This is a genomic window from Bradyrhizobium canariense (genome assembly GCF_900105125.1).
GTDB classification, from domain to species: domain Bacteria; phylum Pseudomonadota; class Alphaproteobacteria; order Rhizobiales; family Xanthobacteraceae; genus Bradyrhizobium; species Bradyrhizobium canariense_A.
On the sequence record NZ_LT629750.1, the window covers coordinates 6,547,849 to 6,570,292 of the forward strand.

Sequence of the window (22,444 nt, forward strand, 5' to 3'; positions counted from 1 at the left end):
GAAAGCTACGACAGCCGCATATCCAGCAAGCGCCGGCCTTCGCTCTTGAGCAGTTTCTTCACCGCGTTTGAGGCGGCGATTTCGTCCTGGTTGACATAGGCTTCGTGGTTCTTCTCGATATCCTCGAGACGATAGAGATAATTGACCATGACGCCGGCGGATTCGCGCAGCCCCTTGGGCGAGAGATCGCCGAGCCAGTCGATCCGTTCCAGCCGAGCTCCGTTGCCGAGATGGAAACGCGCCACCGAATCGATCAGCCGCCCCTTCGACGAGCGCGCTTTCAGGAAATAATAGGCCGCGAGCGGCTCAACCACGGTACGCAGCTGCGCCGCGAGCTCCGCGTTCTCGAACCAGTCCGGCTTGTCGAGCTGATCGAGCAGCGCCCGGCCTTCATCGGATACCGGAACATCGCTCTGTTTGAGCCATTGCATGAAGCCGGGCACCGGCGACAACGTCACGAAATTCTCCAGCTTTGGCAATTCGCGCTGCAGTTCCTCGACCACCTGCTTGATCAGGAAGCTGCCGAAGGAAATGCCGCCGAGGCCGCGCTGCGTGTTCGAAATCGAATAGAACACGGCGGTGCGTGCGCGCTCGATAGCCACCGGCCGGCGGTCTTCGGCGAGCAGCGGCGCGATCGCGCCGGGAATGGCCTCTGTCAGCGCCACCTCGACGAAAATCAGGGGTTCATCGATCAGAGCAGGGTGAAAAAAGGCGTAGCAGCGCCGGTCGACCGGATCGATGCGGCGGCGCAAATCGTCCCAGTCACGGATTTCATGCACCGCTTCATAGCGAATGATCTTTTCGAGGATGTTGGCGGGGCTCGACCAGTCTATCCTGCGCAGCACGAGAAATCCTCTGTTGAACCATGAAGACAGCAGATGCACGATGTCGCGGTCGAGCACTGCGAGGTCCTTGTTAGCTTTCATGGCACGAAGCAAATCCGCGCGCATCGCCACCAGTTCGCTGGTGCCGCTCGGTGCCCGGTTCAGCCGGCGGATCAGTTCCTGCCGGCGCGGCTCGGACGCGAAATGCAGATCGCTGGCATCGTCGTCGCTTGGCTGCGCGCGCCAGGTCTCGATCGCATGAGAGAGCTTTTCCCGGTCAGGGCCGTAATCGCGCGTCAGCGTTTCGAAGAAAGCAAGCCGGCCTGCTTCATCGAGGTGATGGTAGCGGTCGAGCACCTCGCGGGCCATCGCGGTACCCGAGGCCTCGCCCCGGCCGGACAGCAGCGCCTGGCACAATTCGAGCAGCTCGGAGGCGTCCTGTTTCGTTTCGGTCGATCCGCCGCGGCGAAGCAGCGTGCGGCCGCGCTCGGAAATCGTGGAGAGGAGATCGGAGAAAAAGGCGTTGGCCATGTGCTCGATAAAGTCAGGGGTGAGTCGAATCCAAACCGGACGGAATTGTCTACACGAGATTTATGGTAATGATGGTCACAATCAAGCGGGCTGACAATACGGCAATTTGCCATGTCCGCGAAGGCCGCAATTTGTCCTGGCCGGGCTTAACGCGGGTCGAACCCGTCCGCGTGTGACGAACTTTCTCATTCCTTTCCCGCAAACTCGGTCGGCGTCTTGCCGGTGACCTGCCGGAACGCGTGCGAAAACGCCGGCACGCTGGCATAGCCGAGATCGGAAGCGAGTTGCTTGACCGAGACATTGGCCTCCATCGACAGCTTTTCGATCGCGGCCGCGATGCGCGCGCGCTGGCACCAGCTCTTGAAGCTTAACTGCGTCTCGGAGGCGAACAGCCGCGATAGCGTTCGCGCAGAGGTCCCGACCGCGCGCGCCAGCGTCTCGATCTCGTGCGAACCGGTGGGGTCGCCGAGCACGATGTCGGCGGCGCGCCGGCAGCGAGGCTCATGCGGCAAGGGAATGAAGGTCGCGGAATCTTCCGCCTCGTGCAGTTCGAGCAGCGCCAGCCGGACCAGAACCTCGGTGCGTTCGGCGTCGTTACGGCCGTCGAACAGCGCGAGAATCGTCTCATGCAGCAGCCGCGACACCCGCACCACATATTCAGCGTCGAAATCCTGGCTGCGATCTTGCCGGGCGAGCCAGGCCAGATCGAAATACAGCGTGCGCATCTCGATGTCGGCCAGCACGTCGATCGAATGTTCGAGCAAAGCGGGCACCCAAACGGCACGGTCCGGCGGTACCAGCCAGCGTCCCTTGGGCGTGGTGACCTGCATCGTGCCCTCGGCGGCATAGACCAGCTGCGCCTGGCGGTGCAGGTGGGTGTCGAGCCGAACGCCCTTGCGGTAGCGGTTGGCAATCATGTAGACGCCGTCGCCGGTTGAAATACGGCGTCCGATGATCGCGCTAATTGGCTTTTCGGCGACAGTCATTGGCGACTTCTCGTCAGGGTAACACCCTATAACTATCGCAGAAAATAGCAGGATTCGACACGAGGATTCGTCAGATGAACAACCCGACCCGGGTGATCGGTTTCGTTAACGCGGCCCATTTTATCGATCATTATTCGATGCTGATCTTTGCCGCCGCGGTCATCGTCATGGGGCCGGCGCTGGGCATGGCCTATTCCGAATTGCTGCCTTACGCGACCCCCGGCTTTATCGCCTTCGGCGCGGGTTCGCTGCTCACCGGCTGGCTCGGCGACCGCTGGAGCCGGCGGCACATGATGGTAATCTTCTTTGTCGGCATCGGGGCGTCGATGATCTCGGTCGGGCTGGTGCAGACGCCGCTGCAGCTCGGGGCCGCGCTGCTCTCGATCGGCATCTTCGCGTCGATCTATCATCCGGTCGGGACGGCCATGATCGTATCCTACGCCGACAAGCTCGGTCGCGAGATGGGGCTCAACGGCGTCTGGGGCAATCTCGGCGTGGCGTCATCGGCGCTGGTCACCGGCGTGGTCGGCCAGTATCTCGGCTGGCGCTGGGCCTTCATCATTCCCGGCATCGTCACGATCCTGATCGGCGTGGCCTTCGCCTGGGCAGTCGTTCACGAGGATCGCACCGGCTCGAAACAGGCCGCGGCGCAGGCGCGCGTCGCCAAACAGGACATGTGGCGTGTGATCGTAGCGCTGTTGATCGTGGTGATCGCGATATCGACCACCTTCAACGCGGTTACGGTGGCGCTGCCGAAACTGTTCGCGGAACGCTTGGCAGACTTGACCAAGAGCCCCGCACTGCTCGGCGCGATCGCGGCGTGCGTCTATGTGTTCGGCGCGATGACGCAATATACCATCGGCAAGCTGCTCGACCAGCATTCGTTGAAAGCGGTCTCGCTGCCGCTGTCTTTTGTATTGGCGCCGTTTCTTTATTTCGCCGCCACCTTGTCGAACCTGCCGCTGATCCTGGTTTCAATCGGCATCGTGATGGGCGCCTTCGGACAGGTGACCGTCAACGATGCCATGGTCGGTAAGTACACCAGCGAGGAATGGCGTTCGCGCGCCTACGCGGTGCGCTATTTCGTCGGCTTTACCGCGGCGGGGGTTTCCGTCGGACTTGTGGCGTGGCTGTACCAGCAGGGTGGCTTCGTCACCATGCTGCATACCTTCGCAGCACTTTGCCTGCTGGTGATCGCCGCTGCGATCATCCTGCCGCAGGAAATCCGGGTGCCGGCCGCCCAGGCGAACTGACCGCTTCCATTCCGCGACAGGTTTCGTCCCGGGATGGGGCGATAATCCGGCATGCCGCTTGCATCCGCTTAAGCCAGATATCCTCCTTTTGCGGAGGATTGCGCATCAGCGGAGGCCCTCCGATGACCATCACGGCAACCGCGCCGACCGTCGATATCGAGCGCGACAAGATCAATTCCATCGTGTTCGCAAGCAGCATCGGGACCATCATCGAGTGGTACGATTTTCTGATTTACGCGACCGCGGCGGCACTCGTGTTCAACAAGGCATTTTTCCCGACCTTCGACCCGCTGGCCGGCACCTTGGCTGCGCTCGGCAGCTATGCCGTCGGCTTTGTAGCGCGGCCGCTCGGCGCCGCATTATTCGGCCATTACGGCGATCGGCTCGGCCGCAAATCCATGCTGGTGCTGACGCTGTTCATCATGGGCCTGAGCACCTTTTGCATCGGCCTGTTGCCGACCTATGCTTCGATCGGGATCCTGGCGCCGATCCTGCTGATCGTGCTGCGCGTCATCCAGGGCATTGGCCTTGGCGGCGAATGGGGCGGCGCCTCGCTGATGGTGCTGGAGCACGCCCCGATCGACAGGCGCGGCTTTTACACGAGCTTCGTGCAGATCGGCTTTCCGATCGGACTGGTGCTGGCGACGCTGGTATTCTCGCTGGTTACCAAATTATCCGACGCCGACGTCCAGGCCTATGGCTGGCGCATCCCGTTTCTGATCAGCATTCTCTTGCTGGCAATCGGAACGTTCGTACGGTCGCGCGTACCTGAGACGCCGGTGTTCGAAGGCCTCAAGATGCGCGACGGCTTGTCCAGCAATCCCTTCGGCGAAGCCATCGGCAAGAACACCAAATCGTTTCTCATTGCCGTCGGATTGAAGCTCTCCGAGGTGTCGTGGGTCTATATGCTCACCGTGTTTGTCGTGGTCTACGCCACCACCAGGCTCGGCCTGTCCAAGCCGATGATGCTCAACGCGGTGCTTTATGCAGCGCTGCTGGAGCTGATCACCCTGCCGCTGTTCGGCTGGCTCTCGGACAAGATCGGACGCCGGCCGCTGTTCATTGTCGGCGCGCTGTTCACGATCGTGTTCGCATTCCCGCTGTTCTGGATGCTGGAAAGCAAGAGTGCGGCGGTTGTCTTCATCGCCATGATGCTCGCGATGAATTTTGGTCACGGCCTGATGTTCGCCTCGGAATCCGCCTACTTCCCTGAATTGTTCGGACCGCGCGTGCGCTACAGCGGTGCGACCTTCGGATTTCAGCTTTCCGCCGCGATCGGCGGCGGCTTTGCGCCGATCGTCGCGACCGCGATGGCCGGCTATATCGGCGGCACCACCGGTGTGTCGATCATGTTGGTCGTGCTCGGACTCATTACGCTCACAGCGGCACTGGCGGCGCGTGAGACCGTGGGCGGCTCGCTGACCGAATAGGCCGCCCATGCTGTTCGGCATCTTCATCTACGATGGTGTTGAGCCGATCGATCTCGCGACCTTCGGCGTGCTGTCGATGGCGCGCCGCATCGCGCCGGAAATCGAGATCTGCACCATCGCGCCCCGTGCCGGACCTGTTGCGCTCGCCAACGGGCTGAAGGTGAATGCCGATTTCGGGATTGACGAGGCGCCCGCTTGCGATCTCGTCATCGTCACCGGTGGCCCCGGATGGATCGTGCAGGCGGAAGCGCCTGGCACGCTCGACTATATCAGGCGTGTTCACGGCTCGGGCCGCATCGCCTCGGTCTGTACCGGCGGCATGATCCTGGCGGCGAGCGGTATCCTGAATGATGGCCCCGCGACCACCAAGCGTGAGGTGGTGCCGCCGGAAAAGCCCCCGATCGAGGTCATGCGCGCCAGCTATCCGCAGATCGACGTGCGCGAGGCCATGCTGGTGGATCGAGGCAATGGGGTGGTGACCGGTGGCGGCGTTTCGCTCTGCATCGACGCCACGCTCCATCTTCTCAGTACGATGCTTGGCCAGCACGTCGCCGATGAAACCGCGCGGATCATGGAATATCAGCGCGCGTGGCAGGCCAATCGGGAAGGCTTCGCGCCGGTCCTGATCTAGAGAAACGCGGATGCCAGCTCCGGCGCTTCCTCCAGCGCGTGCGCCATATATTCCAGTCCGGCCGCCAGCCGCGGACGGCCGATCGGACCTCCAAGACAAACGCGCACGGCTTCCGGCGGCGGTCCGGCGGCCGTAAATGCGTCGCTGGCCACGACGCCGATCGTGGTCGAGCGCATATGTCCGACGAAGGCCGCGCGATTCCACAAGCTTGGCAGCTCGACCCAGATGTTGAAGCTCAGCGGGTCGCTCTTATAAATGCCCTTCGGCAATATCTCCGAAACCAGCTTCTGTCGCGCGGTGGTTTCGCTGCGGATGAAGCGCAATAGCGTATCGGCCGTTCCGTCCTCGATCCATCGCGTCACCAGCGCGACCGTAAACGGCGAGGCCATCACGGTCGCGGCGCGAAGCGCCGCCGCAAACGGCCATGTCGAGCGGGTGTCGGGAACGACGACGTAAGCCGCGCGAAGTCCCGCGCCGATGCATTTCGCCAGGCCCGCGACATGCCAGGTCAGATCGGGCGCGATCGCGGCAAAGGGCGCATGGCCGTGCGTCGGGATGAATCCGTAAGCATCATCCTCGACGATCGGAAGCTTGAAGCGGCGCGCGACGGCTGCGATATCGCGCCGCCGCTGATCGCTGATCGTCAGCGTCGTCGGGTTCTGCAAGGTCGGATTGAGATACAGCGCCTTGGGTTTTGTCTTTTTGCAGGCATCGGCGAGTGCATCGACATCGATGCCTTCGGCATCCATTGGCAAGCCGATCAGCCGCAGCCCGAGCTGTGCCGTGATCGAGCGAATGCCGGGATAGGTGATGGCTTCGCACAGAACGGCATCGCCTGGCTTGGCAAGAATGGTCAGGATCGCGAGCAGGGCCGGATGCGCGCCGGGCGAGACAAAAATCCGTTCCTGGGCAGGCACCAGCGCGCGGCGTCCGAGCCAGCTTGAGGCCGCATCCTTGTCGGCTTGCGTGCCGCCGAGGCCCTGGTAGCGCAATAGCGAAACGATATCGCGCGACACATACTCGACGCCAGCCTGCATGCGCTCGATCAGATCGGGATCGTCGGGCTCAGGCGGCAGGTTCATCGAAAGATCGACCGGGCGCGGCGCAGGAGGCTGCTGGTTCCGGCGCGGCTTCGGCCTGTTGCGAACGAAGGTTCCTTGTCCGACCTTGGATTCGATCAGGCCGCGTTTCTGCGCCTCGACATATCCGCGCGCCACCGTCGTGAAATCGACATCGAGGCGCTTGGCGAGTTTACGCTGCGGCGGCAGCCGGTCGCCGACGGCCAATCTTCCTGCGCCGATATCGTCTGCAATGGCATCGGCAATGGCGAGATAACGGGGCTTGTCGCTGGTCGCGAGATCAGGTGTCCAGTCGGCCATACATCCTCAGCATTCCAGGGTCGAATATTGACTGCATATTGTTGCATTTAGCTATCCTAATGCAACCTTTTGTTGGTGCCGTAAAGATTGAGGTGAATTGCCGTCGGTCCGGTTCCCTCAACTGGTTTTTGCCCGTTGGATATGCAGGCCGCACAAGATTTCTACGCATTTTTTTGCGGCAGCCGTTTCGATCCCGTCAGGAATCCATTCAAGATTGAATGTATAATTGATAGCAAATTGACTGTTTTGATGATCGGTTGTGCAAAAGGTCAATTGGCACGTCCGTTGCAATATTGCTGACGCGCCCGGCGAACGCCCCGGGGCCAAAGCAAGGAGTGCTACATGCCAGCCGTCACACAGCCCGCGCACCAAAAGGGCGACTATCTCGTCGATTACGAACAGAAGGTTTTCGAAGACGTCAAAGCCAAGCCCGGCGAAAAGGCGCTCGTCACATTTCACACGGTCGCGTTCGAAGGCTCGATCGGTTTCGTCAACATGCTGCAAGCCACGCGCTTGATGCGCAAGGGCTTCGAGACGTCGATCCTGCTGTACGGCCCCGGCGTCACGCTCGGCGTGCAGCGCGGCTTTCCCAAACTCGGTGACGAAGCGTTTCCGGGTCACCAGAACTTCAACAACACGCTGGTGAAGTTCATGGCGGAAGGCGGCAAGGTCTATGCATGCCGTTTCGCGCTGCAGGCGCTGTACGGTCACGGCGAACCCTCGCTGATCCCCGGCATCATTCCGATCAGCCCGCTCGATGTGCTGGACCTCACGCTGCTCCATCGCAACGAAAACGCCTTCATGTTGCACACCTGGACACTCTGAACATTTGGACGCTCTGACAGGCAACACTGGACGAGACGAGGCGCCTATGGCCGAGAAACCGAAAATCAGGGTTGCCGCGGTGCAGATCGCGCCCGATCTCGATACGCCGACGGGGACGCTTGACCGCGTCCTCGCCGCGACCGCGGAAGCGGCGGCAAAAGGCGCACGTCTCGTCGTGTTCCCCGAGACGTTCGTGCCCTGGTATCCCTACTTCTCCTTTATCCGGCCGCCGATGCTCAGCGGTGCCGAGCATATTCACCTCTATGACAACGCGGTTGTCGTCCCCGGTCCGGTAACGGAAGCGGTGGCGGCGGCGGCACGCCAACATGGCATCGTGGTCGTGCTCGGCGTCAACGAGCGTGACCACGGCACGCTCTACAATGCCCAATTGATTTTCAACGCCGACGGCACGCTTGTTCTGAAGCGTCGCAAGATCACGCCAACCTTTCACGAGCGTATGATCTGGGGGCAGGGCGATGGCGCCGGCCTGAAGGTCGTGGACACCGCCGTGGGGCGGATCGGAGCGCTGGCCTGCTGGGAGCACTACAATCCGCTCGCCCGCTACGCGCTGATGGCGCAGCACGAGGAAATCCACGTCGCGCAGTTTCCGGGCTCGCTGGTCGGGCAAATCTTCGCCGATCAGATCGAGGTCACGATCCGTCATCATGCGCTGGAAAGCGGATGTTTCGTCGTCAATGCCACGGGCTGGTTGACCGAAGAGCAGATCGCAAAGATTTCACCCGAGGAAGGTCCACGCCGCGGCCTGCGCGGCGGCTGCATGACAGCGATCATCTCGCCGGAAGGCAATCACATCGTTCCGCCGCTCACGTCAGGCGAGGGCATTCTGGTTGCCGACCTCGACATGGCGCTGATCGTCAAACGCAAGCGGATGATGGATTCGGTCGGCCACTATGCGCGGCCTGAACTGCTGTCGCTGTTGTGGGACGACCGCGCCACCGCCCCGATGCGCAAATCACACCCGACACCGTCTTTCTCCACATCAGGAGGACCATCCGATGAAACCGATTCTACCTTCCGAGCAGCCGAGGCCGATGCCGACCGAGCAGCTGATCAACGAGTTGCAATCCTTCGGAGTTCGACTCGTTGATCCCAAGGCTGGCGGCGACAGCCGCCGTGGCGGGGCCGGTCCCTCCGACCATATGCCGATGACGATCAACGGCGCGACCGTGATGATCCCGGTGCATAACGCGCCGGCGTTCGAAAGCCCCTATGTCGTCGATAAGCCGGACGGGCTCGGCCGCAGCCGGGTCAGCCGAGGCGGCGCCGTGATCGGCGAAGTAAAATTCCAGTTGCGGCCGCGTTTCTATGAGCGATCGACCGCTGACGGCATTCCGTATTCCAAGATCGCCACGCTGCACGGCCGCGACGTGCTGGCGACGACCATTTTACAGACTTGCATTCGCTACCAGAGCCGGACCAAGACCTGTCAGTTCTGTGCCATCGGCCAATCGCTCGCGGCCGGCCGCACCATCGAACGCAAGACGCCGGAGCAGCTCGGCGAAGTCGCAAAAGCCGCCGTCGAACTCGATGGCGTCACGCATATGGTGATGACCACCGGCACGCCGCCCGGCAGCGACCGCGGCGCGAAAATCCTGTGCGAGAGCGCGATCGGCGTCAAAGCCGCGGTCGATCTGCCGATCCAGGGCCAATGCGAACCGCCCGACGACGATATCTGGTTTACGCACATGCGCGACGCCGGCATCGACTCGCTCGGCATGCATCTGGAAGCCGTCACTGAAAGCGTCCGTGCCCGCATCATGCCCGGAAAGGCCCAGGTGTCGGTGGAACGGTATTTCAGGGCGTTCGAAGCCGCGGTGCCGGTGTTCGGACGTGGCCAGGTCTCCACCTACATTCTCGCCGGCCTTGGCGACAGCAAGCAAGAGATTCTTGCGATCTGCGAGCGCCTGGTTGCGACCGGCGTTTATCCGTTCGTGGTGCCGTTCGTGCCGATCGCAGGCACGCCGCTGGAAAGCCATCCAACGCCGCCGCCCTCTCTCATGCACGACATCTTGGCGCCGCTCGCCGACATGCTGGTCACAGGCGGAATGAAATCGAGCGACATCAAAGCCGGCTGCGGCAAATGCGGCGCGTGCTCGGCATTGTCGACTTACGAGAAAAGGATCAGCGCATGATCTTCGAACCATTCAAGCCGTTTCTCGCCAGCGCCTACCAGATCAAATTTGCAACGGAGGCGTGGGAAAAGCGCGGCGCCGCGGCGCTGCGCCGTCAGGTGTTCTGCAGCGAACAGGGATTGTTCGATGGCGACGACCGCGACGCGGTCGATGAAACAGCGATCCCGATCGCGGCGATTTCGCTTTTTGGCGTCGCGGCGGATGCGGTGGTCGGCACGGTTCGTATTCACCGGCATCCCGAAGATCGCGGCGTCTGGTGGGGCTCGCGGCTTGCGGTATCCAGGCAATATCGCAGGCTGGGCGCGGTCGGCGCCGGACTGATCCGGCTGGCGGTTGCCTCGGCGCATGCGCGCGGCTGTCATACGTTTTTGGGCAACATTCAAAGCCAGAACGTCGATCTCTTCCGTCATATGCACTGGCGCAGCCTCAAGGAAGTCGAGCTGTACGGCAAGCCGCATCACATGATGCAGGCGGATCTGGATTTCTATCCGCCATTCCCCGAGCCCGAAGTCGGCTTCCTCTCGCTGCCGAAGCTGGCTGCGTGATGACGGCCCCGCTCGCCATATCCACACTCGCCGAGCGGCTGCGCCGCAGCAGCGGCATCGCGGCCAAGAGCGATATTGCGTCGGTGGCCAAATTGCTCGGGCTGTCCGGCGACGACATTATTCCGGTCGGCGACGATTGCGCCGCGATACCTGACGGCGACGGCTATCTGCTGTTCGCGATCGAAGGTTTCATGAACGAATTCGTCGCCGGCGATCCCTGGTTCGCCGGCTGGTGCGGCGCGATGGTCAATATCTCCGACATCGCCGCGATGGGCGGACGGCCGATCGCGGTCGTCAACGCGATTTGGGCGGATGGTGAGGCCAATGCCGCACCGGTGCTGGCGGGATTGAAGGATGCGGCGAAGGCCTATCATGTTCCGGTGGTCGGCGGTCACACCAACATCCGGACCGACCGCGGCCAGCTCTCGGTCGCGATCCTCGGCCGCGCCAACAGACTATTGACCAGCTTCGACGCCGAACCGGGCGACGCGTTGATTACGGCGATCGATCTGCGCGGTCGCTACCGCGAGCCGTTCTCGAACTGGGAAGCCGCAACCGATGCGCCGCATGCGCGCCTGCGCGGCGACCTCGAGCTGCTGCCCGCGATCGCCGAAGCCGGGCTTTCATGCGCGGCCAAAGATATCAGTCAGGGTGGCATCGTCGGCACGGCCGCGATGCTGGCCGAATGCTCCGGCGTTGCCATCGATATCGATATCGGCTCGATCCCGAAACCGGCCGAGGTCGCGCTGGAGCGCTGGCTGCTGACCTTTCCAAGCTTCGGCTATCTGCTGTCGGTCAAGCCGTGGAATGTCGCTGAGACGATCGCGCGCTTTGCGGGGCGGGGCATTGCGGCGGCAACCATCGGTTCGATCTCGCAAGGCAGCCGCGTCAGCATCAGCGATGGCGCGGCGTCCGAGACGGTCTGGGATTTTGCGCAACAGCCGTTGATCGGCACCGGAAAGCTGGCTCGGCCAGCGATGGAGGCCGTCGCATGACCCAAGGCAGCCGGCCATTACGGATTGCCATCCTCGCGCATTCGACCAATCCGCGCGGCGGTGTGGTGCACGCCATCGAGCTTGCCGACAGCCTGACCCGGCTCGGCCATGAGGCGGTGGTGCACGCGCCCGATCCGAGCGGCAAGGGGTTTTTTCGCGCGCCCTTGTCGCCCGCGGTCACGGTCATGGCTTCGCCTGCGGCCAAAGATGTCGCCGACATGGTGCGCGCCCGTATCGCCGATTACGTCAGGCATTTTGAGCTGCCGGCCAACCGGGGCTTCGATGTGTTCCACGCGCAGGATGCCATTTCCGGCAATGCGCTGGCGACGCTGAAGCGGCGCGGATTGATCGGCAGATTTGCGCGTACGGTTCACCATATCGACAGCTTCACGGACCCGCGCCTCAGCGACTGGCAGGTGCGCTCGATTACCGAGGCCGACGAGTTGCTGGTCGTCAGTGCGCTCTGGCAGGAGCAGATCATGTCGGCCTTCGGCCGGCCTTCGACAGCAATCGGAAACGGTGTCGACACCGAGCGCTTCGGGAGCAGCCCGCGTGCGATCGATCAGGAGGTGCGGGAGAAATACGGGATCAATGGCAGCCAGGTGCTGCTCGCGGTCGGCGGTATCGAAGTGCGCAAGAACAGCGTCCGGATTCTCGAAGCGTTCCAGCAGGTGCTGAACATTCACCGCGACGCGCAGCTTGTCATTGTTGGCGGCGCCTCGCTGCTCGACCACGCGTCGTATCGCCGGCAGTTCGATGTGATGCTTTCGGACAATGATGTGCTCGCCCGCGCCGTTCGTTACCTCGGTCCGGTTCCGGATGCGGACATGCCGTCGCTCTATAGATCGGCGGATGCGCTGGTCTTTCCCTCGGTCAAGGAAGGTTTTGGACTGGTCGTACTGGAAGCGATGGCGAGCGGCACGCCCGTGGTCACGTCGCGGATGGCGCCGTTCACCGAATATCTTCACGAGAACGACGTGGTCTGGTGCGACCCGTTCAGCGTCGCCTCGATCGCAAATGCGATCGCAATCGTCCTGACCGAGCCGCTGCATTCGAGGCTGGCCCAGCGCGGCACGCTGGTGGCGCGCCAGCACGACTGGAGCAACACGACGCGCGCGCATCTGCCGGTCTATGAACGGCTCGTGGAGCTGCAGCATGCCTGAGATGCTGTTCCAGATTCGCTGGCCGGATGGTGCGACCGAGCAATGCTACTCGCCTTCGCTCGTCATCAAGGATCACCTGGAGGTCGGCACGACCTACGACGTCGCGGAATTCATGCGGCGCAGCCGAACCGCACTGATGATCGCAAGCGATCGGGTGCGGGAGAAATACGGTTTTGCCTGTTCGCGGGCGATGGGCCAACTCGCGAAGCTGGAAGCCAGCGCCCAACGGTTCGAGGCGTCGTCGAACGCAGGCGTGACCATCACATCCTTTCACGAATAACAGGGAGAATCCCATGACCGGATCGTCGATTCCTTCTCATGCGAGCGTCGTCGTAATCGGCGGCGGCCAGGCTGGCCTTGCCATGAGCTATCAGCTCAAGCAGAGCGGCATCGATCACGTCATCCTCGAAAAGAACCAGATCGCGCATTCATGGAAGACCCAGCGCTGGGACGCGTTCTGCCTGGTGACCCCGAACTGGCAATGCCAGCTCCCGGGATATCCCTATCAGGGCAGCGACCCCAAGGGATTCATGCTCCGTGATGAAATCGTCGGTTATGTCGAGGGCTATGCCAAACACATTTCGGCGCCGATCAGAGAAGGTGTCGCGGTGACGCGTTTGAAGCAGGATGTCGGCGGCGGCTTTGCTCTCGAGACCAGCGCGGGCGGGATCACGGCCGATGCGGTCGTGCTCGCGGTTAGCGGCTATCACGTTCCGAACGTGCCGCTGATGTCGGCTCGTCTCGACGGCCCGGTGACCCAACTGCATTCCTCAGCCTATCGCAATCCGCAAAGCTTGCCGCCGGGCGATGTGCTCGTGATCGGCAGTGGTCAGTCCGGCTGCCAGATTGCCGAGGATTTGCATCTGGCCGGCCGCAAAGTGCATCTGGCGGTCGGTAGCGCGCCACGCTGCCCGCGGGTTTATCGCGGCCGCGATGCCGTGGAATGGCTCGATGATCTCGGCCAGTACGATTTGCCGGTGGACCAGCATAATCTGAAGGAGAAGGTGCGCAAGAACGCCAACCACTATCTGACCGGGCGTGACGGCGGCCGGGATATCGACCTGCGCCGGTTCGCGCTCGAGGGCATGACGCTCTATGGGCGGCTCAAGGATATCCAGAACGGCCAGCTCGAGTTTGCCGGCGATCTTCAGAACAATCTCGACAATGCAGATCGCGTCTATAACGGCATATGCGGCCTGATCGACAACCATATCGCGCGCAACAGCATTGAGGCGCCGGCGTCGCCACACTACGAGCCGGTCTGGCAGCCCACCGAAACCATCGCCACGCTCGATCCGGCCAAAGCCGGAATCAGCACGGTGATCTGGACCACCGGCTTCCGGTCCGACTGGTCATGGGTCGAACTTCCGATCTTCGACGGTGCCGGCTATCCGACCCATCGGCGCGGTGTGACCTCGATGGACGGTGTCTATGTGCTGGGCCTGCCCTGGCTCTATACGTGGGGGTCGGGACGTTTCGTCGGCGTCGGACGGGATGCCGAGTTCGTCTCGAAACACATTGCTGCGAGTGCGCTTCCATCGAAGGCCGCGGCGTCCGCTCAACCGGCCTTTCAGCCCGCGGAAAACGCGGCGTGATGTGGACACGGCATCATGTCGCGACAAATTTATTGATCTAGCGCGGCGATTTGGGTTTTAACGCCTGTCTCAATCGGCCAAAATGGCCGATGAAGGCTCGATCGATCATAACGAGCCGATGGGTGGAGAAACCGATGTATGTTCAATCTGTGCCGTATCTCGCTGGCGTCGTTCTGGCGGTCTCGATGATGATGGTTGGTCCTGCAAGCGCGGATGCCCTGAAGGACGAAATCGCGCCGACCGGCAAGCTGCGGGTGGCGATCGCGATCAGTCCCGCCGGTGGCGCGTTCTGGTCCACCAAGACCGAAGCGGGAGGCTATGCCGGGGTGCCGGTCGATCTCGGTAAGGAAATGGCCACGCAGCTTGGCGTACCTGTTGAGTACGTCGTGTACCAGAATTCCGGGCAGATCACGGATTCTGTTTCAAAGGGCAATTGGGATATCACCTTTTTGCCCAAAGACCCGGAGCGTGAGACCAAGATGTCGTTCGGGCCGATCTATGAAGTCGCCGATGCAACCTACATCGTAAAAGCCGGCTCATCGGCGACGGATTTCGAGAAGCTCGATCAGCCTGGCATGAAGGTCGCCGCGGTCAATAATACCACCACCATGCGCGGCGCGGTTGCGCATCTAAAGAACGCGAAGGTCACGGGCTATCAGACCTATGACGAGATCTTCAATCTCCTGAAGAATGGCGAGGTCGACGCGTTCGCATTGTCGCGCGACCAGCTCAACGCCATGGCCAGGAAGATTCCGGGAACGCACGTGCTGGATGAAACCTTCAAGCAAACCGTGACCGCGGTGGCTGTGCCGTTAAATCATCCGCAATCACTGGCGTTCGCGACCAAGTTCATGACGGATGCGGTGTCGAACGGCACCTTGCGCAAGGCCTATGACAATAACGGGCTGAAGGACACGCCGATCCGGACGAAGTAGCGCTCCTTCGGCCTTCTAGCATGATTCAACTGAGTTGAATCACGCTCTAGCGTTATCTTTTTGTTTAAGCATGATCTTCTCGGAAAACCGGCTTCTACTTTTCCGGATCATGCTCTAATTCGTTGCGCTCGCCGGGATCGGCTCCATGCCGCTCTTGACGATCGCGGCGCCGGCCGCGGGTGAAGCAAGAAACTTGATCAGCGCCTTGCCGGCGTCGGGCTCCTTGGAGGTCGTAACGATGCCGGCCGAGAACACCGTGATCTTCTGCAGATCTGCCGGCAGGGGGCCGACAATGTCGACGCCGGGGACGGGGAGCATTTCACTGATCTGCTGCAGGCCGATCTCGGCATCGCCGCGCGCCACGACGCCTGCGACCGGCTCGGCCGGAATCTGCCGGGCCTTGCCCTTCATGTCCTCGACAATGCCAAGGCGCTGGAACATTTCGGTCGAGACATAGACGCCGCTGGCGCTGTCGGAATAGGCGACTGATTTCGCCGCGAGCAGCGCGTGCTTGACCGCGTCCGCCGAACTGATATCCGGCTTCGGCGCGCCGGATTTCACGGCAATACCGATCGGCGACTTCACGAGATCGACGCGGCTGTCGGCTGCGACCTTGCCCTGCTTGACGAGATCGCCCAGCGCATAGCCGACCATGATCAGGACATCGGCGGGTTCGCCGCGCTCCAGCCGCACCGGGATCGCGTTCACGGTCGTTCCCATTGAAGGTCCGTATGCCGTGATCACCTTGTTGCCGGTGGCGCGTTCGAATTCCGGGACCAGCGCGTTATAGGCTGCCGTCAGTCCGCCCGAGATCATCACCCGGACTTCCGCCGCATCGGCTGCGCCGGTCAGCCACAGCGTGGCTGCGAAGCCCAACGCGAACGCGCGAACAACGATTAGTCTCGACCTCATGGCATTCCTCCCTGGGACGACTCTTGATCGGCCGTCCTCGATACCGTTGACGCAATCGTATCCCGCAAATTGAGATTAGCCTAGGGTTCGAACTCCTACCGCCGCGATCTGAAAAATTCCCGCAGCAGGGCTGCGGCGACACTTTCACCGACCGCGGAATAGACCTCGGGTACGTGATGGCAGGTCGGGGAGGCGAAGAAGCGCACGCCGGAATCGATCGCGCCGCCCTTGGGATCGGCCGCACCGTAATAAAGCCGTCGGATCCGCGCGAACGAGATCGCGCCGGCGCACATGGTGCACGGCTCCAGCGTGACATAGAGATCGCAATCGACCAGCCGCTCGCTGCCCGCCACTTCCGTGGCCTGTCGGATGGCCAGGATTTCGGCGTGCGCGGTCGGGTCTCGATCGGTCAGGGTGCGGTTCCCGGCGGACGCGATCACCTCGTTATTAAGCACGATCACACACCCGATCGGCACTTCACCGGCTTTTCCGGCCTTTTCGGCCGCTTTCAGGGCCAAATCCATGAAAGATGATGCGGTCATGTCTCGTATTACCTGGATAACTCTGCTACTAAATGTGCCTTCAGCAAAAGTGGATACCGATTTTGCGAAAGAATGCGGCTCAAACCAGAGAGTGCGCATTCGTTACTATTTGCCCTACAGCCCTAAGTGAGACCCCTTCATGCCCCGCGATAACGACAAAGACAACGCTTCCCCGCGCGGCCGGCGTGATCGGCCCTCGGGCGGCAAGGGCCGTTCCGGCGCCGCAAGGGGTCCGGAGAAGAAGTTCGCCAAGCGGGGCTTCACGAAAAGGGACGACGGCGACAAGCGCGACGGTGAGCGGCGCCCCTATGTCGGGAAATCCGACGGCGCCAAGTCGTTTGGCAACAAGTCATTTGGCAACAAGCCGTATGGCAAGAAGCCCTATTCCGGTTCCGGCAAACCTTACGCCGGCAAGCGTGAAGGTCGACCGCCGCATCGAGAGGACGGCGATGCTCCGCGCCGCCATGATGGGGACGCTCCGCGTCCTGCCCGTTTCAACAGGGATGACCGGCCCCGCGGCGATCGGCCTTTTGCCGATCGTCCGTCCCGTGGCGATGGCGAAAAGCGCCCGTATACGCCGCGCGGCGATCGCCCGAATTACAATCGCGATGATCGTGCGCCACGTGGCGAGCGCAGCGAGGGTCGCCCGGCTGCGCGATTTTCCGACCGGAAATTTGGCGACAAAAAACCTTACGCATCACGAGATGGCGGCGGCGAGAAGCGGCCCTACACGCCGCGCGGCGAAGGTTTTCGAAAAGAGGGTGACCGGCCCCAGGGCGACCGCCCCTATCGTGCGCGGCCGCCGCGTGATGGCGACCGTCCCCGCGGCGATCGGCCCGAAAGAAAGTTTGGCGGCGACAGCAAATTCTCTCGCGGTCCACGCAAGGATTTTGGTGATCGCCCCGAACGCGGTGATTCAAAACCCTGGCAGAAGCGCGACGCCAGTTCGCCCGATCACGTTGGCCGCAATTCGCGCCCGTCTCGTGATGGCGCAAGAAGTTTCGACAAGCCGAAGTTTGATAGGCCGCGCTTTGACAAACCGCGGGACGATCGTGGTGGCGAGGAGCGCCCGCGATTTTCGCGCTCACGCGAGGATCGTCCCGCAGGGGATCGTCCATTTCGCGAGCGGCCCAAATTCGACCGCGCCGGTGGAAGACATGAAGGCCGCACGGATTGGCAGGAGCATCCGCGCAGCGAACGCGATGCCGACCGGCCGCGCCGCGACAACGAGGATGACAGCAAGGTTTTCGTCAAACGCCCGGCCTTCGGCGGTCGTGGCGCTTATCGCGAACGTACGCCTGATGAGCGCGGTCAGGCGCGTCCGCCGCGCGAAAAGAAGTCTGGCGAGCGCATCGCCAAGGTGGTGTCGCGAGCAGGGCTGGCCTCGCGCCGCGACGCCGAAGAATGGATCGTACAGGGCCGCGTCACCGTCAACGGTCGCGTGATCAATTCGCCGGCGCTCGATGTCACCGCCAATGATGTCGTTGCGGTTGACGGCAAGCCATTACCGCCGCGCGAGCGCACGCGGTTGTTCATGTATCACAAGCCGCGCGGCCTGATGACCACCCATGCCGACCCCGAAGGTCGGCCGACGGTGTTCGACAATCTGCCCGAAGGCCTGCCGCGGCTGATCAGCATCGGCCGGCTCGATTTCAACACCGAGGGCCTGTTGCTGCTGACCAATGACGGCGGCCTGGCGCGCGCGCTCGAATTGCCCGAAACCGGTTGGCTTCGGCGCTATCGCGTGCGGGCCCACGGCGAGGTCACGCAGGCGCAACTCGATGAACTCAAGAAGGGCGTCGAGGTTGATGGTATCAAATACGGTTCGATCGATGCGACGCTGGAGCGCGACCAGGGCGCCAATGTCTGGCTGGTGTTTGCGATCCGCGAAGGCAAGAACCGTGAAGTCCGCAACGTGATGGCGCATCTCGGTCTTGAAGTGAACCGCCTGATCCGCGTGTCCTATGGTCCGTTCCAATTGGCCGAACTTGCCGAGGGCGAGGTCGAGGAGGTCAAGACCCGGGTGCTGCGCGACCAGCTCGGCGAGAAGATCGCCGCGCTGGCAGGCGCGGATTTCAACCGGCCGATGCCGGGCGAGGCTGACACCAAACCCGCGAATGAAGAGAGCGATGCGCCGCGCGGCAAAAAGCCGTTCAAGCCGGCTGGCAAAAGCGGCCTGATCGCCGACCGCAAGGGCCGCCGGGTGCTGGTGCAACGCACCGGCAGCGAGGAAGCACGCGCGCGCAATGAAGCCGAGGCCAGTGGCTACGGCCCGCCGCGCCGTCCGCAGCGCGGTTATCACGGCAAGCGCGATCTGAAGCCGCGGGACGAGTAAGCCGGCTACATGAACTTCGTGTCTCTTCCATTTATGGCGTTCGCACGGGTGCCCTCTCCGTTCCCTCCCCCCTTGCGGGGGAGGGGCAGGGTGGGGGGTGCCCCGCGCGAGGTCTTTGGGTGTGGCACCCCCACCCCTAACCCCTCCCCACAAGGGGGAGGGGAACGCAGCGGCGTATTCTGATGCGCGTCGTCGGTGGGCGATTGAGAGGGCGTAATCTGGCGTCGCCGTCGTCGCGCGACATTCGCCCTACTGCGGATCGGTTGCGCGAGTCGGTGTTCAACATCCTCATCCACGCCTATGATGATCCGATTACCGACGCCCGGGTGCTCGACCTGTTCGCCGGCACCGGCGCGCTCGGGATCGAAGCGGTTTCGCGCGGCGCGCGATTCACGTTGTTCGTCGATAACGGAGCGGAAGCGCGCGCGCTGCTGCGCAACAATGTCGAAGCGCTCGGTCTGGGCGGCGTGACAAAAGTGTTCCGCCGCGATGCCACCGATCTTGGCCCCGCGCATCCGGTCGAGCCGTTCTCACTGGTGTTTCTCGATCCGCCCTATCGCATGAAGCTCGCCGAGAAGGCGCTGGCCTCGTTGCGCGACGGCGGTTGGCTGTCACCCGCCGCGCTGCTAGTGGTTGAGGAGGCCAAGGCGGCGGAGTTTGTCGCGCCAGAAGGTTTCGAAGAACTGGAGCGCCGCGCCTATGACGACACGGAGTTTGTGTTTTTGCGAGCGTAATTCATGGCAATCCATTCGTACGTCCGTCATTCCGGACGGCGCGAAGCGGCGATCCGGAATCTCGAGATTCTCCGATGTGCAATTGCACATCGTAGTTCGATGCTTCCGCATCGCCCCGGAATGACGAACATACTAATCGTCACGACAGGCTCACCTCGCCCTACCGCCGCCCGAACAGCTTCTCGATATCCGCGAGTTTCAGTTCCACATAGGTCGGGCGGCCGTGATTGCACTGGCCGGAATTTGGCGTGTCTTCCATCTCTCGGAGCAACGCATTCATCTCCTCCGGCTTGAGGCGGCGGCCGGCGCGTACCGAGCCATGGCAGGCCATGGTGGCCGCGACATGCATCAGCTTGCGTTCCAGCGGCAACGCCTCGTCCCATTCCGCCATGTGCTCGGCGAGATCGCGCAGCAGCGATCCCGCATTGGCCTTGCCGAGCAGCGACGGCGTCTCGCGCACAGCGATCGCGCCGGGGCCGAAGGATTCGATCGCCAATCCGAACGAGGCCAGTTCCTCGGCGCGATCGACGAGCCTCTCGACCGTCGCTTCGTCCAACTCGACGATCTCCGGAATCAGCAGGATTTGCCGCTGCACGCCGTTCTTCGCCAGCGATGCCTTGAGCTTTTCATAGACGATGCGCTCATGGGCGGCGTGCTGATCCACGACGACAAGACCGTCGCGGGTTTGTGAGACGATGTAGGTCTCGTGAATTTGTGTCCGCGCCGCGCCCAGTGGGCGGTCGAGCAGATCGGCTGACGGCGCCTGCTCGAAACGAACGTCGGCTGTGGGCGTGCCGACGTCGAACGCGGCCTGTCCGGGCTCGGCAAAGGCTGTCGCGATCGCGGCCTCAAACGCTGGCTGCGGGTTGACCGGATAGGCCGGCGAGCGTCGCCAGTCCCAATTGGTCGAGCGTGGCGCGAATGAAGGACGGAACGACGAGATCGCCGCGCCGTCGACATTGGCCGCGGTGCGCTTGCCTTCGCGGGCGAGACCTTCTTTCAGGGCGTGCACGATTAATGCGCGGACCAGGCCCGCGTTGCGGAACCGGACCTCGGTCTTGGCCGGATGCACATTGGCGTCGACCTCCTGCGGATCCAGCGTGACGAACAGCGCCACCACCGGATGGCGGTCGCGCGGCAGATAGTCGGAATAGGCTGCGCGCACTGCGCCCAGGATCAGCTTGTCGCGCACCGGGCGGCCGTTGACGAACAGATATTGCCCGAGCGCGTTGGCGCGGGTCAGCGATGGCGCCGCGGCAAAGCCTTCGACGACCACGCCGTCGCGCTCGGCCCGTACTTCGATTGCGCTGGAGCGAAAATCCGCGCCCAGGATATCGCCAAGCCGCGTGAGCCGGCCGGGGGCGCCCGGCAGCGCGGCGGCCCAGGTGACGGGCGCGCGCTCTTCGCCGGCGAGCGTAAAGGCAATGTCGGGCCGCGCCATGGCAAGGCGGCGGACCACTTCGCGGATCGCTTCGGCTTCGGTGCGATCGGTCTTGAGGAATTTCAGCCGCGCCGGCGTGGCGTAAAACAGGTCGCTGACTTCGACGCGTGTGCCGTGAGAAAGCGCTGCCGGCATGATGCCGGATTTTTCGCCGGCTTCGACCGACAGCGACCAGGCATGTGGCTCGGTGGCATGGCGCGTGGTGATGCCAAGCTTTGCCACCGCGCCGATCGAAGGCAGCGCCTCGCCGCGAAACCCCAGCGTGCGGATTCGCAGCAGGTCCTCATCGTCGAGTTTGGAGGTGGCGTGGCGATCCACGGCCAGCGCCAGATCGCTGTGGGTCATGCCGCTGCCATCGTCGGTGATACCGATCCGCCGCCGGCCGCCGCCATCGGTGAAGATGTCGATCCGGCTGGCGCCGGCGTCGATGGCGTTTTCCACCAGTTCCTTGACCACGCTGGCCGGACGTTCGACGACTTCGCCGGCTGCGATGCGGTTGACGACCTGTTCGGGGAGTTGGCGGACCGGCATGGGTTTTGGGCGACTCGTGGGAGGAGTTCGCCAATCTAGGAGCTTTTGCCCGGTGAGGGGAGGGTGGGGCCATCAAACCCAAGGGTTTCTTGGTCCCAAGGGTTTCTTGGCCCCAATGGTTTCTCGGTCCAAGAGTTTCTCGGCCTGTTCCCATCGGGAGAGGCGCCGCTCCCGGTTGCACGATATGCCGATTGGTGCCGCGCGTCGGGCAATGACAGGAACATTGTGACCCGTGCCAACCGGGTATATCGTTTAGAAAAGCTATAAAAAGATCGGGAGGATATCCTATGTGCCAGCTGTTCGCTCATCAGCCGCAACGGGACTATGAATCACAGACCAGATCGCTTCGGATCGATGGCCATTGCACGTCCATCCGGCTGGAGATGGCTTTCTGGGATACGCTTGAAGAAATCGCGAGCAAGGAAGACATGAGTCTCGCGAAATTCCTGACGCGCCTTTACAGCGAGGTGCTGGATCATTGCGGCGAAGTGCATAATTTTGCTTCGCTGCTGCGCTGTTCGTGCCTGATCTATCGGTCGAAGGTCGTTGCCGTGATGCCCGATTTTCTTGAGGGCGCCGCACCGAGACTGGTCGCAGCCGAATAGGCGCGGCCCGCCCGAGCTGGCCTCGCCTCCCCGGATTCAAACGTTGTCGGTCAGGACGTGCCGCGTGGCGCATCCTGACTTGAGCATCGGCAAAAGATT

Annotated in this window: 21 protein-coding genes; 15 read left to right on the forward strand and 6 right to left on the reverse strand. The window is 62.6% G+C overall.

The window, feature by feature from the left end; genetic code table 11:
- Positions 1-5: 5 nt before the first annotated feature.
- Together BLV09_RS30935 and BLV09_RS30940 are read right to left on the reverse strand one after the other, a co-directional pair.
- Positions 6-1,355 carry a malonyl-CoA decarboxylase gene (locus tag BLV09_RS30935; RefSeq protein ID WP_146690097.1) on the reverse strand — a complete coding sequence of 450 codons (1,350 nt, stop codon included), beginning with the start codon at positions 1,353-1,355 and terminating at the stop codon, positions 6-8.
- Between the two features lie 185 nt (positions 1,356-1,540).
- The gene (locus BLV09_RS30940; protein ID WP_146690098.1) at positions 1,541-2,341 is read right to left on the reverse strand and encodes an AraC family transcriptional regulator; all 801 of its coding nucleotides are present in this window, start codon (positions 2,339-2,341) and stop codon (positions 1,541-1,543) included.
- A gap of 74 nt (positions 2,342-2,415) precedes the next feature.
- Here BLV09_RS30940 and BLV09_RS30945 point away from each other — a divergent pair, with 74 nt between their 5' ends.
- The 3 genes from BLV09_RS30945 to BLV09_RS30955 all read left to right on the forward strand — a co-directional run bounded on the left by BLV09_RS30945 (position 2,416) and on the right by BLV09_RS30955 (position 5,655).
- On the forward strand, positions 2,416-3,594 hold the full coding sequence (locus tag BLV09_RS30945) for an MFS transporter (protein ID WP_146690099.1): 1,179 nt from the start codon (positions 2,416-2,418) through the stop codon (positions 3,592-3,594).
- Between the two features lie 122 nt (positions 3,595-3,716).
- Positions 3,717-5,024, forward strand: a complete 1,308-nt coding sequence (locus BLV09_RS30950; RefSeq protein ID WP_146690100.1) for an MFS transporter — start codon at positions 3,717-3,719, stop codon at positions 5,022-5,024.
- Between the two features lie 7 nt (positions 5,025-5,031).
- Entirely contained in the window at positions 5,032-5,655 is a 624-nt protein-coding gene (locus BLV09_RS30955; protein ID WP_146690101.1) for a DJ-1/PfpI family protein, read from the forward strand.
- Here BLV09_RS30955 and BLV09_RS30960 read toward each other — a convergent pair.
- On the reverse strand, positions 5,652-7,034 hold the full coding sequence (locus BLV09_RS30960; protein ID WP_146690102.1) for a PLP-dependent aminotransferase family protein: 1,383 nt from the start codon (positions 7,032-7,034) through the stop codon (positions 5,652-5,654). The genes BLV09_RS30955 and BLV09_RS30960 overlap by 4 nt on opposite strands.
- A gap of 342 nt (positions 7,035-7,376) precedes the next feature.
- On the opposite strand from BLV09_RS30960, the gene BLV09_RS30965 reads away from it, so the two are divergent.
- From BLV09_RS30965 to BLV09_RS31005, 9 genes are all read left to right on the forward strand, one after another.
- Positions 7,377-7,859, forward strand: coding sequence for an MSMEG_0572/Sll0783 family nitrogen starvation response protein (locus tag BLV09_RS30965; RefSeq protein ID WP_100386023.1), 483 nt, complete (start codon positions 7,377-7,379; stop codon positions 7,857-7,859).
- Between the two features lie 46 nt (positions 7,860-7,905).
- The gene (locus tag BLV09_RS30970; protein ID WP_146690103.1) at positions 7,906-8,967 is read left to right on the forward strand and encodes a Nit6803 family nitrilase; all 1,062 of its coding nucleotides are present in this window, start codon (positions 7,906-7,908) and stop codon (positions 8,965-8,967) included.
- Positions 8,876-10,012 carry an MSMEG_0568 family radical SAM protein gene (locus BLV09_RS30975; RefSeq protein ID WP_146690104.1) on the forward strand — a complete coding sequence of 379 codons (1,137 nt, stop codon included), beginning with the start codon at positions 8,876-8,878 and terminating at the stop codon, positions 10,010-10,012. The genes BLV09_RS30970 and BLV09_RS30975 overlap by 92 nt, the downstream gene beginning before the upstream one ends.
- On the forward strand, positions 10,009-10,557 hold the full coding sequence (locus tag BLV09_RS30980; protein ID WP_146690105.1) for an MSMEG_0567/Sll0786 family nitrogen starvation N-acetyltransferase: 549 nt from the start codon (positions 10,009-10,011) through the stop codon (positions 10,555-10,557). Before BLV09_RS30975 ends, BLV09_RS30980 begins: the two co-directional genes overlap by 4 nt.
- On the forward strand, positions 10,557-11,552 hold the full coding sequence (locus BLV09_RS30985) for a sll0787 family AIR synthase-like protein (protein ID WP_146690106.1): 996 nt from the start codon (positions 10,557-10,559) through the stop codon (positions 11,550-11,552). The genes BLV09_RS30980 and BLV09_RS30985 overlap by 1 nt, the downstream gene beginning before the upstream one ends.
- Positions 11,549-12,715, forward strand: coding sequence for an MSMEG_0565 family glycosyltransferase (locus BLV09_RS30990; protein ID WP_146690107.1), 1,167 nt, complete (start codon positions 11,549-11,551; stop codon positions 12,713-12,715). Before BLV09_RS30985 ends, BLV09_RS30990 begins: the two co-directional genes overlap by 4 nt.
- A complete protein-coding gene (locus BLV09_RS30995) occupies positions 12,708-12,995 on the forward strand; it encodes an MSMEG_0570 family nitrogen starvation response protein (protein WP_146690108.1) in 288 nt (95 codons plus the stop codon). Before BLV09_RS30990 ends, BLV09_RS30995 begins: the two co-directional genes overlap by 8 nt.
- 13 nt (positions 12,996-13,008) lie before the next feature.
- Positions 13,009-14,310, forward strand: coding sequence for an MSMEG_0569 family flavin-dependent oxidoreductase (locus BLV09_RS31000; RefSeq protein WP_146690109.1), 1,302 nt, complete (start codon positions 13,009-13,011; stop codon positions 14,308-14,310).
- A gap of 191 nt (positions 14,311-14,501) precedes the next feature.
- On the forward strand, positions 14,502-15,245 hold the full coding sequence (locus tag BLV09_RS31005; protein ID WP_433994452.1) for a transporter substrate-binding domain-containing protein: 744 nt from the start codon (positions 14,502-14,504) through the stop codon (positions 15,243-15,245).
- A 114-nt stretch (positions 15,246-15,359) separates the two neighbouring features.
- On the opposite strand, the gene BLV09_RS31010 is transcribed toward BLV09_RS31005, so the two are convergent.
- Positions 15,360-16,157 carry a substrate-binding domain-containing protein gene (locus tag BLV09_RS31010; RefSeq protein ID WP_146690111.1) on the reverse strand — a complete coding sequence of 266 codons (798 nt, stop codon included), beginning with the start codon at positions 16,155-16,157 and terminating at the stop codon, positions 15,360-15,362.
- A 95-nt stretch (positions 16,158-16,252) separates the two neighbouring features.
- Positions 16,253-16,699 (reverse strand): nucleoside deaminase, encoded by a 447-nt coding sequence (locus tag BLV09_RS31015; RefSeq protein ID WP_146690112.1) that lies wholly within the window; start codon positions 16,697-16,699, stop codon positions 16,253-16,255.
- 139 nt (positions 16,700-16,838) lie between these two features.
- Here BLV09_RS31015 and BLV09_RS31020 point away from each other — a divergent pair, with 139 nt between their 5' ends.
- Together BLV09_RS31020 and rsmD are read left to right on the forward strand one after the other, a co-directional pair.
- Entirely contained in the window at positions 16,839-19,034 is a 2,196-nt protein-coding gene (locus BLV09_RS31020) for a pseudouridine synthase (protein WP_146690113.1), read from the forward strand.
- Between the two features lie 182 nt (positions 19,035-19,216).
- On the forward strand, positions 19,217-19,768 hold the full coding sequence (rsmD, locus tag BLV09_RS31030) for a 16S rRNA (guanine(966)-N(2))-methyltransferase RsmD (RefSeq protein WP_146690114.1): 552 nt from the start codon (positions 19,217-19,219) through the stop codon (positions 19,766-19,768).
- A 160-nt stretch (positions 19,769-19,928) separates the two neighbouring features.
- Here the strand turns inward: rsmD and mutL are convergent, their stop codons facing one another.
- On the reverse strand, positions 19,929-21,740 hold the full coding sequence (mutL, locus tag BLV09_RS31035) for a DNA mismatch repair endonuclease MutL (protein ID WP_146690115.1): 1,812 nt from the start codon (positions 21,738-21,740) through the stop codon (positions 19,929-19,931).
- Positions 21,741-22,027: 287 nt separating this feature from the next.
- On the opposite strand from mutL, the gene BLV09_RS31040 reads away from it, so the two are divergent.
- A complete protein-coding gene (locus BLV09_RS31040) occupies positions 22,028-22,345 on the forward strand; it encodes a ribbon-helix-helix domain-containing protein (protein WP_100386036.1) in 318 nt (105 codons plus the stop codon).
- Positions 22,346-22,444: the final 99 nt, after the last annotated feature.

Coding starts and splice junctions, on each gene's coding strand:
- BLV09_RS31005 (WP_433994452.1), top strand. CDS start 14,502: ATGGTTGGTCCTGCAAGCGCGGATGCCCTGAAGGACGAAATCGCGCCG.
- rsmD (WP_146690114.1), top strand. CDS start 19,217: ATGCGCGTCGTCGGTGGGCGATTGAGAGGGCGTAATCTGGCGTCGCCG.
- BLV09_RS30975 (WP_146690104.1), top strand. CDS start 8,876: ATGAAACCGATTCTACCTTCCGAGCAGCCGAGGCCGATGCCGACCGAG.
- BLV09_RS31010 (WP_146690111.1), bottom strand. CDS start 16,157: ATGAGGTCGAGACTAATCGTTGTTCGCGCGTTCGCGTTGGGCTTCGCA.
- BLV09_RS30950 (WP_146690100.1), top strand. CDS start 3,717: ATGACCATCACGGCAACCGCGCCGACCGTCGATATCGAGCGCGACAAG.
- BLV09_RS31020 (WP_146690113.1), top strand. CDS start 16,839: ATGCCCCGCGATAACGACAAAGACAACGCTTCCCCGCGCGGCCGGCGT.
- BLV09_RS30955 (WP_146690101.1), top strand. CDS start 5,032: ATGCTGTTCGGCATCTTCATCTACGATGGTGTTGAGCCGATCGATCTC.
- BLV09_RS30990 (WP_146690107.1), top strand. CDS start 11,549: ATGACCCAAGGCAGCCGGCCATTACGGATTGCCATCCTCGCGCATTCG.
- BLV09_RS30935 (WP_146690097.1), bottom strand. CDS start 1,355: ATGGCCAACGCCTTTTTCTCCGATCTCCTCTCCACGATTTCCGAGCGC.
- BLV09_RS31000 (WP_146690109.1), top strand. CDS start 13,009: ATGACCGGATCGTCGATTCCTTCTCATGCGAGCGTCGTCGTAATCGGC.
- BLV09_RS30980 (WP_146690105.1), top strand. CDS start 10,009: ATGATCTTCGAACCATTCAAGCCGTTTCTCGCCAGCGCCTACCAGATC.
- BLV09_RS30965 (WP_100386023.1), top strand. CDS start 7,377: ATGCCAGCCGTCACACAGCCCGCGCACCAAAAGGGCGACTATCTCGTC.
- BLV09_RS30970 (WP_146690103.1), top strand. CDS start 7,906: ATGGCCGAGAAACCGAAAATCAGGGTTGCCGCGGTGCAGATCGCGCCC.
- BLV09_RS30940 (WP_146690098.1), bottom strand. CDS start 2,341: ATGACTGTCGCCGAAAAGCCAATTAGCGCGATCATCGGACGCCGTATT.
- BLV09_RS30945 (WP_146690099.1), top strand. CDS start 2,416: ATGAACAACCCGACCCGGGTGATCGGTTTCGTTAACGCGGCCCATTTT.
- BLV09_RS30960 (WP_146690102.1), bottom strand. CDS start 7,034: ATGGCCGACTGGACACCTGATCTCGCGACCAGCGACAAGCCCCGTTAT.
- mutL (WP_146690115.1), bottom strand. CDS start 21,740: ATGCCGGTCCGCCAACTCCCCGAACAGGTCGTCAACCGCATCGCAGCC.
- BLV09_RS30995 (WP_146690108.1), top strand. CDS start 12,708: ATGCCTGAGATGCTGTTCCAGATTCGCTGGCCGGATGGTGCGACCGAG.
- BLV09_RS31015 (WP_146690112.1), bottom strand. CDS start 16,699: ATGACCGCATCATCTTTCATGGATTTGGCCCTGAAAGCGGCCGAAAAG.
- BLV09_RS31040 (WP_100386036.1), top strand. CDS start 22,028: ATGTGCCAGCTGTTCGCTCATCAGCCGCAACGGGACTATGAATCACAG.
- BLV09_RS30985 (WP_146690106.1), top strand. CDS start 10,557: ATGACGGCCCCGCTCGCCATATCCACACTCGCCGAGCGGCTGCGCCGC.